The sequence below is a fragment of the Streptomyces sp. CB03238 genome, from assembly GCF_002099185.1.
Classification (GTDB): Bacteria; Actinomycetota; Actinomycetes; order Streptomycetales; family Streptomycetaceae; genus Streptomyces.
This window is the reverse complement of the sequence record NZ_NBCN01000008.1, coordinates 294,913-308,902: the sequence shown is the minus strand read 5'-3', so window position 1 is coordinate 308,902 and position 13,990 is coordinate 294,913. Positions and strand designations below refer to the sequence as shown.

13 protein-coding genes and 1 rRNA gene are annotated in these 13,990 nt (G+C 70.9%); 4 read left to right on the top strand and 10 right to left on the bottom strand.

What is annotated here, in order from left to right; translation table 11 throughout:
• Window positions 1-9 precede the first annotated feature (9 nt).
• Window positions 10-126 (top strand): 5S ribosomal RNA (gene rrf, locus BKD26_RS17475).
• Between the two features lie 55 nt (window positions 127-181).
• Here the strand turns inward: rrf and BKD26_RS17470 are convergent.
• The 3 genes from BKD26_RS17470 to BKD26_RS17460 all read right to left on the bottom strand — a co-directional run bounded on the left by BKD26_RS17470 (window position 182) and on the right by BKD26_RS17460 (window position 3,461).
• On the bottom strand, window positions 182-1,801 hold the full coding sequence (locus BKD26_RS17470) for a cation acetate symporter (RefSeq protein WP_241518701.1): 1,620 nt from the start codon (window positions 1,799-1,801) through the stop codon (window positions 182-184).
• On the bottom strand, window positions 1,801-2,121 hold the full coding sequence (locus BKD26_RS17465; protein ID WP_241518700.1) for a hypothetical protein: 321 nt from the start codon (window positions 2,119-2,121) through the stop codon (window positions 1,801-1,803). Before BKD26_RS17465 ends, BKD26_RS17470 begins: the two co-directional genes overlap by 1 nt.
• Window positions 2,122-2,198: 77 nt before the next feature.
• Window positions 2,199-3,461: a PucR family transcriptional regulator gene (locus BKD26_RS17460; protein WP_084898887.1), complete on the bottom strand. Its 1,263-nt coding sequence runs from the start codon at window positions 3,459-3,461 to the stop codon at window positions 2,199-2,201.
• Window positions 3,462-3,667: 206 nt separating this feature from the next.
• Here BKD26_RS17460 and BKD26_RS17455 point away from each other — a divergent pair, with 206 nt between their 5' ends.
• Complete coding sequence (locus tag BKD26_RS17455; protein ID WP_084898885.1) at window positions 3,668-4,234, top strand: GNAT family N-acetyltransferase; 567 nt, start codon at window positions 3,668-3,670, stop codon at window positions 4,232-4,234.
• Here the strand turns inward: BKD26_RS17455 and BKD26_RS17450 are convergent.
• From BKD26_RS17450 to BKD26_RS17420, 7 genes are all read right to left on the bottom strand, one after another.
• On the bottom strand, window positions 4,224-5,750 hold the full coding sequence (locus tag BKD26_RS17450) for a type IV secretory system conjugative DNA transfer family protein (protein ID WP_084898884.1): 1,527 nt from the start codon (window positions 5,748-5,750) through the stop codon (window positions 4,224-4,226). The genes BKD26_RS17455 and BKD26_RS17450 overlap by 11 nt on opposite strands.
• Before the next feature lies 1 nt (window position 5,751).
• Window positions 5,752-7,152, bottom strand: coding sequence for an ATP-binding protein (locus BKD26_RS17445; RefSeq protein ID WP_084898882.1), 1,401 nt, complete (start codon window positions 7,150-7,152; stop codon window positions 5,752-5,754).
• Window positions 7,153-7,167: 15 nt separating this feature from the next.
• Window positions 7,168-8,721 carry an SCO6880 family protein gene (locus BKD26_RS17440; RefSeq protein ID WP_084898881.1) on the bottom strand — a complete coding sequence of 518 codons (1,554 nt, stop codon included), beginning with the start codon at window positions 8,719-8,721 and terminating at the stop codon, window positions 7,168-7,170.
• Window positions 8,718-10,076: a hypothetical protein gene (locus tag BKD26_RS17435; protein ID WP_179166568.1), complete on the bottom strand. Its 1,359-nt coding sequence runs from the start codon at window positions 10,074-10,076 to the stop codon at window positions 8,718-8,720. The genes BKD26_RS17440 and BKD26_RS17435 overlap by 4 nt, the downstream gene beginning before the upstream one ends.
• The gene (locus BKD26_RS17430; RefSeq protein ID WP_084898879.1) at window positions 10,066-10,917 is read right to left on the bottom strand and encodes a hypothetical protein; all 852 of its coding nucleotides are present in this window, start codon (window positions 10,915-10,917) and stop codon (window positions 10,066-10,068) included. The genes BKD26_RS17435 and BKD26_RS17430 overlap by 11 nt, the downstream gene beginning before the upstream one ends.
• 100 nt (window positions 10,918-11,017) lie before the next feature.
• On the bottom strand, window positions 11,018-11,326 hold the full coding sequence (locus tag BKD26_RS17425; protein WP_017945892.1) for a hypothetical protein: 309 nt from the start codon (window positions 11,324-11,326) through the stop codon (window positions 11,018-11,020).
• Window positions 11,327-11,581: 255 nt separating this feature from the next.
• Complete coding sequence (locus tag BKD26_RS17420) at window positions 11,582-12,166, bottom strand: TetR/AcrR family transcriptional regulator (protein ID WP_084898878.1); 585 nt, start codon at window positions 12,164-12,166, stop codon at window positions 11,582-11,584.
• A gap of 115 nt (window positions 12,167-12,281) precedes the next feature.
• On the opposite strand from BKD26_RS17420, the gene BKD26_RS17415 reads away from it, so the two are divergent.
• Together BKD26_RS17415 and BKD26_RS17410 are read left to right on the top strand one after the other, a co-directional pair.
• Entirely contained in the window at window positions 12,282-13,163 is an 882-nt protein-coding gene (locus BKD26_RS17415; protein ID WP_084898877.1) for an NAD(P)-binding domain-containing protein, read from the top strand.
• A 23-nt stretch (window positions 13,164-13,186) separates the two neighbouring features.
• Window positions 13,187-13,975: an SAM-dependent methyltransferase gene (locus tag BKD26_RS17410; RefSeq protein ID WP_084898936.1), complete on the top strand. Its 789-nt coding sequence runs from the start codon at window positions 13,187-13,189 to the stop codon at window positions 13,973-13,975.
• The last annotated feature ends 15 nt before the right edge of the window (window positions 13,976-13,990 follow it).

Here is a 13,990-nt window from a genome sequence, read left to right as displayed (position 1 = left end):
TCATAGTGTTTCGGTGGTCATAGCGTTAGGGAAACGCCCGGTTACATTCCGAACCCGGAAGCTAAGCCTTTCAGCGCCGATGGTACTGCAGGGGGGACCCTGTGGGAGAGTAGGACACCGCCGAACAATTATTGAGCCTCAGGTCCCGGACTTTGTCCGGGGCCTGAGGCTCTTTTGCGTTTCAACGGTGTTCTATGAGGTCCGCTGTCCGTTGTCTTCCCACCGCGCTGCCGATCCGTCCCAGCAGGAAAGCGGCGGGCAGCGACACGAGGACGACCGTCTGGAGCGGGAACCAGTCGATGTTCCATTCGGGGAACAGCGAGAAGGGGCTGCCGGAGAAGGCCGGCCCCGACACCTGGAGCCCGACGGCGGAGCCGAGCCCTCCGTACAAAGTCCACAGCAGTCCGGTCCTGGTGAAGCCGCGCCAGAAGAGGGAATAGACCAGCGCCGGGAGAAGGGCCGAGGCCGCAACCGCGAGGGAGAGGGCCGACAGGATCAGGACGTTCCAGCCCTGGACCCCGACCGCCATGGCGATGCTGAGAGCTCCGACGCCGGCGGAGGCCCAGCGGGCGGCGGCCACTTCGCGGCCCTCCGTAATGCGGCCACGGCGCAGGACATGCGTATAGAGATCGTGGGCGATGGACCCGGCGGCTGCCAGGGTGACGCTCGCTACGACCGCCAGGGTGGTGAGGAACACCGCGGAGGAGACGAGGACGACGAGAAGTGCCCCGTTCGTATCGGTGGACGGGCCGCCCGCCAGTTCGCCGGTGAGCATGAGCAGGGCGCTACTGCCTCCGGGATCGGCGGCCATGATGGCCGGGGCGCCGATCAGCGCGGCGGCCCCCAGCCCCATCAGGGCGGTGAGGAGGCAGAACGCGGCGACAATGCCGAGGGTGTGGCGTACCGTACGGCGCGCGGCCGACGGGGTGGGGGAGGCGCCGAGCTGCATGGTGACGTGTGGCAGGCAGGCGACTCCGAGCACGATGGTGATCATCAGGCCGATGAAGTCCAGGGTGCCTTCCGGTGTGGCGCTGTCGGCGAACCGGAGGCCTGGGCGCAGATGGCCGGCGGGTCGGCCGCTGCCCTGCGCGGCGGCGTCGATCAGGGAGTCGGTGCCCCAGTGGAAGCGGTGGAGCAGTACGGCCGTTACGGCGAGCCCGGCGGCCAGCAGCACCACCGTTTTGATCACCTGGATGACGATCGTGCCGCGCATGCCACCGAAGACCGTGGCGCACACGACCAGGGCGCCGATCATGACGATGGCCGTCTGCTCGGCGCCGGGACCGGCCAGTCCCAGCAGCGTCGCCGTGGTCACCCCCGCTCCGGAGAGCTGCACCACGAGGTACGGCACGCACGCGCTCAGGGTCACGACGGCGACCGCGATCCGTACCGCCGGCCCGGGAGCCCTCAGGGCGAGGGTGTCGCCCAGGGTGTAGCCGGCGCGTTCGCGGAGGGGGCGGGCCAGCAGGAGGAGCACGCCGAGCGACAGCACCGTACACAGGGCGATGAACAGGCCGTCGTAGCCGAAGACCGCGACGCTTCCCGTCGTACCGAGCACCGTGGCCGTGGACAGGTAGACGCCGGACAGGACGAGGGCACCGCGCAGGGGGCTGAGCCCGCGGCCGGCCGTGTAGAAGTCGTCGACCCGGTCCCGCTCGGGGCCGCTGAGGACGCAGATGAACAGGATGGGCACGATGAACATCAGGAAGCCCACGAGCACCAGGGCCCGCGTGTCCTTGTCCAGGGCGCCGGGTGGCGCGGCGAGGAGGAACTCCGGGCGCAGCAGTAGCTCCGTACGCATCACAACTCCGGCTCCTCCGCGTGACGGTCGTACAGCGCCGCCGTGCCCACCAGGAGGGAGCCCTGGAGGAGGAGACCCAGCAGGCCCGTGGTGATCTCGCCCCGGACGGGGGTGGCCATGAAGTCCTCGGCGGCGCAGGCGAGCAGCAGGTGCAGGGCGAAGGCCGATCCATTGACCGCGGCGAAGGCCGCTCCTGGGCGGTGCCTTCGTGGTCGTTGATGAGAGTGATGCAGGCGTGGGGCGGGCGGGTAGGACATGGCGGTCTCCTGGTGGGCGTCGATGCGAGGCCCACCACAACAGTCGCGCTCGTACCGGTCCATGGCCGGTTTCCATACGGTTGTCCGTGCCCAATCGGGTTGTGCGCGCTTTGGGCTGATGCCCATTCAGCCGGGGGCGCTCACCGTTCGTCGTGTCCCAGCGCGGCGGCCGGTCCGAGCAGGCGGTGCGCGTCGAGCGCGAGGGTGAGCTGTACGAGGTCCCGGGGGCGGGTGAGCCAGAGGCCGGTGATCTGCTCCAGGCGGCGGAGGCGATTGAGCACCGTGTTGCGGTGGCAGAGCATCCGCCGTGCGGTGCGGACGGCGGAGCCGCCGGTCTCGATCCAGACGTCGACGGTGTCGAACAGGGTGTCGCGGTCGGCGGGCTCCAGGTCGTACAGGGGCCGCAGGACCCGGTGGGCGAGCTCGGCGGAGAGGTCGGGACGCGAGACCAGGAGCCCGTCGGGCAGACGGGAGTCGAGCCGGGCGGTCTCGCCGTCGGCCCGGCAGGTGCGCAGGGCGAGTCCGGCCATGTCATGGGCCCGCGCCACGTTCCCCAGCCCGTACGCGACCGGGCTGACGCCGATGCGGAGGGCACGCCCGGACGCCTGGGCGTCGAGGGCGGCGACGAGCGTGTCCAGGGGGTGGTCGGCCAGGTGGGCGACGAGCACATCGCGGTGTCCGGCGGCGTGCCGCAGGATCCGGATGCCGGGTACCTCCGGGACGGTGCCGGGTATGCGGCCGTACGGCGGTGTCGCCTCGACCACGGCCACGGCGAAGCGGCCGTCGGGCGGCAGGTCGAGGACGGCCGCCGCGTCCAGGGCGAAGGCCGGGTCGTCGCGGGTCTCCAGCAGGGCGGTGAGGATCAGCCGGACGCGTTCACCGTGCCGGCTGCCGATGCCTTCGGCGACCTGCCGGTAGGCGTCGGCGACCAGGACGGCGTCGCGGTCGTTGCTCTTCCACACCAGTTCGGCGACGTGGACCAGCTGGCTGGTGTCACCGAGCCGGTCCCGTTCGACCACTCTGACGATGCCGGTCCACACCTCGGAGCCGGCCACACGGAAGGCGTGCAGCACCTCGTCCAGGGGACGGCCCTGTTCCGCGCGTTTGATCCCGAGCTCCCGGGTGTACCGCTCGACGTCCACGATCCGGCCGGGGTCGAGGGCGGCGGCCAGGGCGTGGTGGATGCCGGTGCCCACGGTCTGCCGTACATCGGGCGGTGCGAGCACCGGGTCGGCGTAGTACGGCACCTCCGCGCGGATCCTGCGCACCACGGAGCCGGCGAATTCGGGGCCGTGGTGCAGCAGGCGCGTGCAGGCGCGGTGGAAGAGCGGAAGAGGGGAGGTGTCCGCGGCGTCGCCCTGGGGGAGCGGGCGAACGCCGCCGGTGACGGAACTGGTGTGCATGGACCCTCCAGGCGGATGGGGCGTGCGTGAACCACCGTGTGTGTCCGGGGCCACCATGCTAAGCAGTTGCTTAAGCATGGGGCGTGGTCTCAGCCGAACCGTGATGTTTCCGACGGGTAGCCATGCGTCCCCCGGGCAGGCGCCCCGGGCGCCCCGGGCGCGGATATTGCGTTGACCGGTGGGATGCGGGTGTTGACGATCGGGGCATGGAACACGTCATACGCCCCGTCCGCGCCGACGAGTGGCGCAAGGCCCGCGAGATCCGGCTCGCCGCCCTCCAGGACCCCGCCGCGCCCCTCGCCTTCCTCGATACGTACGAGGCGGCTGTCGCCCGGCCCGACGCGCACTGGCAGGAGCGGGCCGCCGGGGCGGCGGAGGACAGCGAGAGCGCCCATCAGTTCGTGGCCGAGGCGCCGGACGGGTCGTGGGAGGGCACGGTGACCGTGCTCGTGGAGCGGCCGGGCGGGGACATCCGGTTCGGTGAGGCGCCGGTGGTCGACCAGACGCACGTCGTCGGCGTGTACGTCCGCCCCGAGGCGCGGGGCGCCGGGCTGGCGGACGCGCTGTTCCGGGCGGCCGTGGAGTGGTCGTGGTCGCTGGGCGGGGCGCCGATCCAGCGCGTACGGCTGTACGTGCACGAGCGGAACGAGCGGGCGGCGGCCTTCTACCGGAAGGCCGGCTTCGTGCCGACCGGGCACAGTGAGCCCTTGGAGGGGGACAGCCGCGGGGCGCGGGAGCTGGAGTACGAGGTGCGGCGGCCCGTCACGGTGTGAGGAGCCGGTCCGGCCAGCGGGCGCGGCCCTGTTCGGCCGAGCGGAGCAGGACGTGTGCCGGCAGGCCGATGTCCTGACCCGTCGCCAACAGCTCGGGCAGCTCGGGCAGGGGCGCCACGGCCGCGACGTCGTCGAAGACGAGCGTGAGTGGTGGGTCGAGCCGACCGTCGGATGACCGTGCGGCCATGCGGCGGCCGTGCTCGACCACGTCTGAGGCGAGCGCGGTCAGCAGGGGCATCGCGCCCGGGCGGGTCCTCGGGTCTTCGATCGGTTCACCCACCACATAAAGGGTGCCCCCTTCGGCGATGAATGATTCCAGGGCCAGCGAATCAGTTCGATTGGCCGTGCAGGCCTCACGGATGTGGACCGAGGACAGCGACGACAGCGCCCGTACGGTCAACTCCTGCGCGACCTCACGCCGTTCGGGGTACCCGGTGAGGGCCGATTCGAGCAGGCCGGCGTGGCTGTTCGTGGCCTTGGGGTGCGTACGGAGCAGGCGTACGGGCTCATGGGCGCCGTTGTTCTGCGCCCAGCGCTGGACCTGCTTGAACGGGCGTCCGTCCACGGCCGCGGCGTGCAGCCAGCAGCGCAGGAGCGTTTCGGCGGTGTCGGCGACGGCGGCGTCCATACGGGCCCGGGGGCGTACGGGCGCGAGGAGCGAGGCGGCGCGGGCGGCTGCGGTTTCGGTGTCCTCGCAGCCCTGGGTGGGCGACCAGTGCAGCCGGGCGGGCGTGTCGCACAGGTGGCCAGGGTCGTAGACGAGAACGGGGCCGAGCTTGGCGCGGGCGTCCTTGGTGTCGGCCCACAGGGCCGGGTCGGAGGTGACGACCAGGGCGGGGCCGTCGGCCTCCTCGATGGCCTGGCGGGCGACGGGGCGGCGGGCGGCGGCGTCGCCGTGGAGGAGGCGGGGCGCGGGGGCTGCCTCGGGTGCGGGTGGGGGTGCAGGAGTAGGCGTCGGCATGGGCGCGGGTACGTGCGCGGTCGGCGGGGTGGCGACCGGAACGTCCTGACGTACCGCGTCCTGACGTACCGCGTCCTGCCGTACCGGATCGGGCTGGGCCGGATCGGGCTGGGCCGGATCGGGCTGGGCCGGCGCCTGGGCCGGGACCCGCGCCGGGTCCCTCCGTACAGCCGCTGCCCCTGTACGTGCCGCGCCCGCCGCCCGTACCGCACGCCACCGGGCCAGCGTCCCGAGCACGAAGACGGCCAGCACCACCAGCACCAGCAGCTCGCTGATGAACAGGCCCCAGAACAGCCCGTACCCCGACAACTGCCCCGCCGGTGTCCCCGGCCACGCCCCGGCCAGGTCATGGGGCTGCGACACCAGGTGCCGTATGGCGAGCGGCGTCTGAGAGAACGTCACCCCGTTCGGCCACGCCCCGTGCGCGAACAGCCCGGCAAGCCCGGTCGCCGTCCACACCAGCAGCGTTATGCCCAGCAGGAACCCCAGCAGCCCCACCAGCAGACCGTCGGGGATGCCCCGTTCCGCGCCGCGTTCCTCAGCCCTTCGCTCCATCTCACGCCACCGTCGACTGTGAGGACTCGTTCATCTGCTGCTCGATGAGCGCCGCGCGCTGCTCCGCCTCCCATTCCGCGGCCTGGATGTCCTCCGGCACGGAGGACTCCGTCATGGCGCGGTCCGTGTAGACCAGTGGCCGTTCCGCCTCCGTGACCAGGTGTTTGACCACCTGCACATTGCCGTTGACGTCCCACACCGCGATACCGGGCGTGAGCGTGGGGATGATCTCCACCGCCCAGCGGGGCAGCCCCAGCACCCGCCCGGTCGCTCTCGCCTCGTCGGCCTTCTGGGCGTAGATGGTCCGAGTGGACGCCATCTTCAGGATCGCCGCGGCCTCGCGCGCCGCCGCCCCGTCCACGACGTCCGACAGGTGGTGCACCACCGCCACGAACGACAGGCCGAGCCGCCGCCCGAACTTCAGCAGCCGCTGGAAGAGCTGGGCGACGAACGGGCTGTTGATGATGTGCCACGCCTCCTCCACCAGGAAGATGCGCTTCTTGCGGTCCGGCCGGATCCAGGTGTGCTCCAGCCACACCCCGACGATCGCCATCAGGATCGGCATCGCGATCGAGTTGCGGTCGATGTGCGACAGGTCGAAGACGATGAGCGGGGCGTCGAGGTCGATCCCGACCGTCGTCGGCCCGTCGAACATGCCCCGCAGGTCACCGTCGACGAGCCGGTCCAGGACGAGGGCGACGTCCAGACCCCATGCCCGTACGTCGTCTATGTCGACGTTCATCGCGGCCGCCGACTCGGGCTCCGGGTGGCGCAGCTGCTCCACGATGTCGGTGAGGACCGGCTGGCGGTCGGTGATGGTGTCGTTGACGTACGCGTGCGCGACCTTGAGGGCGAAGCCGGACCGTTCGTCCAGGCCGTGCCCCATCGCGACCTCGATGATCGTGCGGAGCAGCGCCAGCTGACCAGTCGTGGTGATCGACGGGTCGAGCGGGTTGAGCCGGATGCCTCCGTCGAGGGCGGCCATCGGGTCCAGGCGGATGGGAGTTATCCCCAGCTCTTGCGCGATCAGGTTCCACTCGCCCACCCCGTCCTCGCCCTGGGCGTCGAGGACGACGACCTGGCGGTCGCGGAAGCGGAGTTGGCGCAGCACGTACGTCTTCTCCAGCGCCGACTTGCCGTTGCCGGACTCGCCGAGCACCAGCCAGTGCGGGGCGGGGAGCTGCTGCCCGTACAGCTGGAACGGGTCGTAGATGTACCCCTTGCCGCTGTACACCTCGCGCCCGATGATCACCCCGGAGTCGCCGAGGCCCGGCGCGGCGGTCGGCAGGTAGACGGCCTGGGCCTGGCCCGTCGACGTACGGACGGGAAGCCGGGTCGTCTCGACCTTCCCGAAGAGGAAGGAGGTGAAGGCCTCGGTGAGGACTGACAGCGAGTCTCGCATCAGGATCAGGCGCCCCTATCGGCGGATGCCGGTCGCGAACGGCAAGGTGTTCACAAAGGCCCGGTGGTGCTCGCGGTCGCACCACTCCAGCTTCAGATACGACTTGCCGGCCGAGGCCCTGATCGTCCGCTTGTCCCTGGCCAGGGCTTCGGGCGTACGAGACGACACAGTGATGTACCCGACAAGATTCACTCCTGCCGCGCCGCTGGCGAGATCTTCACCCCGCTGGTCGAGCCGGCCGTGGGCGGCGATGTCGCGCGGGTCGACGGTGCGGTTCATCTTGGCGGCGCGGCTGGCCTCCGCCTCGTCGTTGGTCTTCTCGGTCAGCATGCGCTCGATGGCGACCTCGGTGGGCTCGAGGTCCATGCAGACGGCGACGGTACGGATGACGTCGGGGGTGTGGACGAGGAGGGGCGCGAGGAAGTTGACGCCGACGGGGGTCATCGGCCACTCCTTCACCCAGGCGGTGGCGTGGCACCAGGGCGCGCGGGTGGACGACTCCCTCGTCTTCGCCTGGAGGTACGTCGGCTCGACGGCGTCCAGCTCGGCGGGCCAAGCGTTTCGTTTCGTCATCGCCTGGATGTGGTCGATGGGGTGGTCCGGGTCGTACATGGAGTGCACGAGGGACGCGAGCCGGGACTGCCCGAGGGGCTGCCGGACCCGGATGTCCGCCTCTGCCAGCCGGGCGCAGATGTCGGTCAGCTCGCGGGCCATGACGACCGCGAGGCCGGCGTCCTTGTCGAGCTTGCGGCCGCCGGTGGCCTGGCGGGCGGCGCGGGCCATGGCGTGGGCCTCGGCGGCCAGTTCGCGGGTGTAGTGCATGCAGGCGACGAGGTACGCGCGGTGCTGCTCGCTGGACGTCGACACCATCGACTGGAGCTGCTCGTACGACTCCTGGAGCCAGCCGGGGGCGTGCGGGTCGCCGCGCTGGGCGACGTCCTTGGCGTGCGCGTCGGGGTCGGCGGGGAGGGTACGGGCGAGCATCTGGAGGCGGGTCACGAAGCCGTCGCCGTTGGCGACGTGCTTGAGGAGGGTGCCGAAACGGTCCACCAGCGCCTCCTGGTCCTCGCTGTCGCGCAGGCCGACGCCGGGGCCCTCGATCTCGATGGCGGCGGTGACGGTGCGGCGGTCGGCGTGGAGGAGGACGGCGATCTCGTCGGGCCCGAACGGCGCCGCGAGCCAGTTGATACGGCCGATCCCGGGCGGCGGGCCGACCTCGACCTCACGGCCGTCGAGCTTGGTGCCCGCCTCCATGACGGAGGACCGGTAGGTGGTGCCCTGGCGGAGGGTGCGCTTATAGCTGCGGTTGATTTCAAACCACTTGTAGAAGGTGCGGCCCTTGTACGGGACGTACACGGCGGCGAGCGCCAGCATGGGGAAGCCCATGAGCGACACGATCCGCAGGGACAGGACGGGGACCAGCAGCCCGCTCATCATGCCGAGGAACGCGCCGGCGATGATCAGCGCGATCTCGCCGGTCTCACGGTTCTTGCCGACGATCGCGTTCGGCCGGGCCCGGCCGATGAGATACGTGCGGCGGGGCGTGATCGGTTGGGACTGGGTCGTCAACGCCCTCCACCCCCTGTGTTTCCTGTGCCTGTGTTACCTGTGCTGCCTGTGGTCCTGCGGTGGGTGTGCGGCGTGCCGCTCGTACCGGGGCTGCGGGGCGGGGGCGCGGCGGAGGGGACGGTTCCGCCGCCGGCCGCGCCGCCTCCGGAGGGCTGGCTACGGGAACTGTGAGCAGCCACGCCCCCGGACACGGCGTTGGCCGGCTGGGGCGTACCGCCGCCGCTCCCCCTCTGATGGTTGCGGCTGCTGTGGGTCTTGATGCCCTGGGAGACGAGTGCGGCGGGGGAGGAGATGACGGCGGCGGCCTGGGCACCGTCGGTGGCCTGCTTGCGGTTCGTACGGGCGGAGGCGATCTCGTCGCCGAAGCCGGGGACGAAGCGGTAGATCATCGCGGATGCGAAGATCGCCAGCAGGATGATGGCCAGGCCGGACACGACCGCCGAGAAGGCGTCCGGTCCGTCGTCGGAGGACAGCGCCCCGGCGAGACCCAGGACGATGACGATGACCGGCTTCACCAGGATCACCGCGATCATGATCCCGGCCCAGCGGCGGACGTGCCCCCACATGTTCTTGTCGACCAGCCCCGCGTACACGACCGTGCCGAGCAGCGCGCCGACGTACAGCAGGGCGGCCCGGATGACGAGCTCCAGCCACAGGATCCCGGCCGCGAGGATCGACACCAGGGACACGACGATCAACATGATCGGCCCGCCGCCGATCCCTTCGCCCTTCTTGAGCGCCTCGGCGAACGTCCCGAAGAACACGTCCGTCTGCCCGCCGCTGCCACTCGCGATCACCTCGGTGACACCGTCGGTCGCCGAGACGACGGTGTAGAGGATGAGCGGCGTGAACGCGGACGCCAGGACCGTCAGCCACAGGAACCCGATGGCCTCGGAGATGGCCGTGGCAAGGGGCACGCCCCGGATGGCGCGCTTGGCGACGGCCAGGAGCCACAGGACGAGCGTCAGGACGGTGGAGGCGGCGAAGACGACGGCGTACTGCTGCAGGAACGTGGGGTTGGTGAAGTCCACCTCCGCGGTGCTCTTCACCGCCTCGCTCAGCTTCCCCACAATCCACGCGGCCGCATCCGCGCACCCGCGCGCCAGGGAGGCCAGCGGGTCGAGGGCGGTGGCGGGGTCGGCAGGGGTGGAGCGGGCGGCGCCGCCGGGCGCGCTGTTGTCGCAGTAGTCGCGTGCGGGGCCATGAATGAGATCGCACGGATCGTTGCTCCCAGTAGGGGAGGGTGTTGGCGTCGGAGCGGCGTAGGCCCGAGAAGCGACGAGCCATACCAGCGCCTGGACCGCCGCCAGCAAGGTGCCTACCGCGGTGGCTCGCCTCTGACTGCTACCGGGCATAGGTGAACCCTCCGTACCCGTTGACCGCGCCAGTGATCTCCTCGGCGCTGGACGCCCGGGTGTCACCGCCTACCGGTGCCGGGCCGTCCTTTTGGGAATGGGTAATGACCTTCCAGTCATTGTCGACCCACTCCAGCTCCATCGTGATCGTGAACCATCCATTGGTGACGGGCTTGGTGGATCCCTCGCCGGCGAGCCCGACGAGCCCGGCGCACCAAACCTCGACCGTCGCCTTGTTGCCCGAGAAGAGCGTGGCCTTCGTACCGATAGGTGCCGTGCGTGACACGAAGGTGAAACCGGTCGGGGTAGATCCGTCCTCGTTGAGCCCGACGTTCTTGAAGAAGGACGCCGAGTACGCCTTGTCCAGGGTGGCGCGGAACCTGTCGACGTTCGACGGGGCAATGACGGACGAGAGGATGCTGTCCCGCTTGGCTTTGTCGAACATCTCGGCAGAACCCAGCGCCACCGCGTAATTCGCCGCCGCGCTCTGCGCCCCCTGCTCGTCTCGCGCGTACCCCGACGGGATCGTGCCGTTCTTGCCCGTCACGGGCTTGACGCCCGTCGCCGCCGTCGGGGCGGCGGCGTCGCGGTTGGCCGAGGCGTCCGAGGGGGAGTCGTCGCCGCCACCGCTTCTGTTCGCGAAGGCGATGGCGGCGATCAGCAGCACCACCACGCCCACCACCGTGATCAGCGACCGCGAGTTGCGGGCCGGGCGGCGCGCGCCGCCGTAGACGCCGCCGTAGACGTCACCGGCGCCGCTGTCGGGCAGGCGGGTACGGGTCTGCCCCGTACCGCCGCCTCCCGTGCCGCTAGCGCCGTCGTGCTCGTCGCCGAGGCTCATGACGGGTACGCCCCCTCAACCGTTTGCTGATCTGTATGGTGACTGGACATCAGGTGACGCGACCTCAAGGGGAGAGCCGGGGGTGGAGCGACTGACGGGGCTAAACGGCCATCCCGTACACGATGGTGAACAGCGTTCCCAGCGATCCGATGATGAAGACCCCTGTCAGGCCGGCCACGATCAGACCCTTGCCCTGTTCGGCGCTGAACGTGTCCCGGAGTGCGGTCGCGCCGATGCGCTGCTTGGCCGCACCCCAGATCGCGATGCCGAGGCACAGCAGGATGGCCACGGCCATCACCACCTCGATCATCACGCGGGCCTCGTTCCCCAGGCTCCCGAAGGGCCCCCAGTTGGGGGCGATTCCGCCAATGATGGTGGTGATGTCGCCTTTTTCGGCCGCCAGGTACATGTAACTCACCGCCCCTGTTGGGTAGTTCGACACCCCTGCCCCATGGCACGGGTCACCGCACTATCTTCGCTGATGAAACCGCCCATGTGCGCCGACTTGGCTGGTCTCTTTACCCGATCCCCGCACGTTTGACCGGTCCGGGCGCCCTGACCTGCGCAGGCGGCGAATCGGGTGTATGCGAGTGCGCGTATCGTCACTCTGTGTATCACGGAGGGTGACTCCGGGCAATGACTGTCGTTGGTGCACTCTTGGGGGTCAGCGGTACGTCGCGACCAGCCGCGCCAAGTGCCGGCCGGCCTGCAGCAGCGGTTCCTCGCTCCGGGTGACCTGGGCCGTCACCTCCGCGCCCTCCAGCGTGCTGATCACCGTGCCGGCCAGTTCGCGGGCGTCGGTGGCGGCGAGGCCGGTGCGCAGCAGTTTGTCGGCGACCAGGTCCTGCCAGCCGCGCAGCGCGGCGACGCAGGCGCCCTGGATCTCCGAGTCGGTGTCGCCGAGCGTCTCCAGGGCGGCGGCCGTGACCGGGCAGCCGTCGACCCAGCCCGACTCGCGCAGCGCCCCGGCGAGCAGGCGGGCGCAGGCGTCGACCGCCGCGGCCGGGTCGTCCTCGCTGTCCAGCGCCTCACGCAGGATCGCCGCGAACTCCTCGTCACTGTGCTTGATCGCGGCGACGGCGACGGCCTCCTTCCCGCCCGGGAAGAAGTGGTAGACGGAGCCGAGGGTCGCGCCCGCCTCCTTGGCGATCTGCTTGATGCCCGTGCCGACGTATCCCTGCCGCTGTACGAGGCGGGCGGCGGCGACGACGATCCGGTCGCGGGTGCCAAGGGGGGCGCTGGTCTGCATGCGCCGATCCTACCGAGCCGGTAAGTAGAGCGTTCGTTCTAGAGCTGTGCTACGGTCGGGCCCGTGCTCTGGATAGAGCGTTCGTTCTAGTCCAGTCCGAGCCCTGGAGGGCCCCATGAGCAGCAGCGCCACCACCCCCGTTACCGTCATCGGCCTCGGTCCCATGGGCCACGCCATGGCGAGCACGTACCTCGACCACGGCCACCGCGTCACGGTCTTCAACCGCACGCCCTCCCGCGCCGATGCCCTCGTCGCGCGCGGCGCACACCTCGCCGCCACCGTCGACGAGGCCCTGACCGCCACCGAGCTGGTGGTCCTGAGCCTCACCGACTACGACGCGATGTACGCCCTCCTCGGCGCTGCCGACCCCGCCGCCCTCGCCGGCCGCGTCCTCGTCAACCTCAGCTCCGACACCCCCGACAAGGCGCGCGCGGCCGCCGCCTGGGCCGCGGAACGGGGCGCCACACAGCTCACCGGCGGCGTACTGACCCCGCCCTCCGGCATCGGCAGCCCCGACACGTCCACCGTCTACAGCGGCCCGCGCGCCGCCTTCGACGCCCACCGCGCCACCCTGGAGGTCCTGACCGCCGCCGACCACCGGGGCGAGGACCCGGGCCTCGCCGCGCTGCTCTACCAGCTCAACATGACGATGTTCTGGACGGCCCTGACGAGCTATTGGCAGGCCGTCGCCATGGCCGACGCCCACGGCCTGAAGGCCGCCGACATCCTGCCCCTCGCCGTCGACGCCCTGAACCTGCGCCAGTTCCTGGAGTTCTACACGCCCCGCGTCGACGCCGGCGACCACACCGGCGACGTCGACCGGCTCACCATGGGCGCGGCCAGCATCGAGCACGTGCTGCACACCGCAACGGACGCGGGCGTCGACGGCGCCCTCCCCGCCGCCGTCCGCGGCATCTTCCGGCGCGGCGTCGCCGCCGGCCACGGCGCCGACAGCGCATCCAGCCTCGTCGAGATACTGAAGAGGCCGACGGCGTAGCTCAGTTGCTCTACGTTGGTGACGTGACCGACATCGAATCGAGGATCGACACCACCCGGCCCCACACCGCCCGCATCTGGAACTACTGGACCGGCGGCAAGGACAACTACCCCGTCGACCGGGAAGCCGGCGACCGGATCCGCGAGCTCCACCCCGGCATCGGCGAGTACGCCCGGGCCGACCGCCTTTTCCTGGGCCGCGCCGTGCGGCACCTGGCGGCGGAGGCGGGTATCCGCCAGTTCCTGGACATCGGCACCGGCCTGCCGAGCGCCGACAACACCCACGAGGTCGCCCAGCGCGTCGCCCCGGACGCCCGCATCGTGTACGTCGACAACGACCCGCTCGTCCTCGCCCACGCCCGCGCCCTCCTCGTCGGCACCCCCGAGGGCCGCACGGACTACATCGACGCCGACCTCCGTGACGTCGACACCATCCTGGAGGCGGCCGCCAAGACCCTCGACCTGGACCGGCCGGTCGCCCTCATGCTGCTCGGCGTCGTCATCTTCATCGAGGACGACGCCGAGTCGTACGCCATCGTCCGCCGCCTCATGGACGCCCTGGCCCCGGGCAGCCACCTCGTCCTCTCCCACACGGTCGTCCACCCCTCCATGCCGGACGTCGACGCGGCGGTCGCCTTCTGGAACGAGCACGGCACCCCCAAGCTCACCCAGCGCACCCCGGAGGCCATCACCCACTACTTCGACGGCCTGGAGCTCCTCGACCCCGGCGTCGTCCCCTGCTCGCAGTGGCGCCCGGAGGCACCAGCCGACGCGGTCGCCATGTACGCGGGCGTGGGCCGCAAGGCTGAGTAGACGGTCCCGCACGAG

What these genes read in the sequence shown, in the direction of transcription:
- BKD26_RS17420 (WP_084898878.1), bottom strand. Translation starts at nt 12,166, where the DNA reads ATGCAGACCAGCGCCCCCCTTGGCACCCGCGACCGGATCGTCGTCGCC.
- BKD26_RS17430 (WP_084898879.1), bottom strand. Translation starts at nt 10,917, where the DNA reads ATGAGCCTCGGCGACGAGCACGACGGCGCTAGCGGCACGGGAGGCGGC.
- BKD26_RS17450 (WP_084898884.1), bottom strand. Translation starts at nt 5,750, where the DNA reads ATGGAGCGAAGGGCTGAGGAACGCGGCGCGGAACGGGGCATCCCCGAC.
- BKD26_RS17415 (WP_084898877.1), top strand. Translation starts at nt 12,282, where the DNA reads ATGAGCAGCAGCGCCACCACCCCCGTTACCGTCATCGGCCTCGGTCCC.
- BKD26_RS17445 (WP_084898882.1), bottom strand. Translation starts at nt 7,152, where the DNA reads ATGCGAGACTCGCTGTCAGTCCTCACCGAGGCCTTCACCTCCTTCCTC.
- BKD26_RS17470 (WP_241518701.1), bottom strand. Translation starts at nt 1,801, where the DNA reads ATGCGTACGGAGCTACTGCTGCGCCCGGAGTTCCTCCTCGCCGCGCCA.
- BKD26_RS17425 (WP_017945892.1), bottom strand. Translation starts at nt 11,326, where the DNA reads ATGTACCTGGCGGCCGAAAAAGGCGACATCACCACCATCATTGGCGGA.
- BKD26_RS17465 (WP_241518700.1), bottom strand. Translation starts at nt 2,121, where the DNA reads ATGGACCGGTACGAGCGCGACTGTTGTGGTGGGCCTCGCATCGACGCC.
- BKD26_RS17460 (WP_084898887.1), bottom strand. Translation starts at nt 3,461, where the DNA reads ATGCACACCAGTTCCGTCACCGGCGGCGTTCGCCCGCTCCCCCAGGGC.
- BKD26_RS17435 (WP_179166568.1), bottom strand. Translation starts at nt 10,076, where the DNA reads ATGCCCGGTAGCAGTCAGAGGCGAGCCACCGCGGTAGGCACCTTGCTG.
- BKD26_RS17455 (WP_084898885.1), top strand. Translation starts at nt 3,668, where the DNA reads ATGGAACACGTCATACGCCCCGTCCGCGCCGACGAGTGGCGCAAGGCC.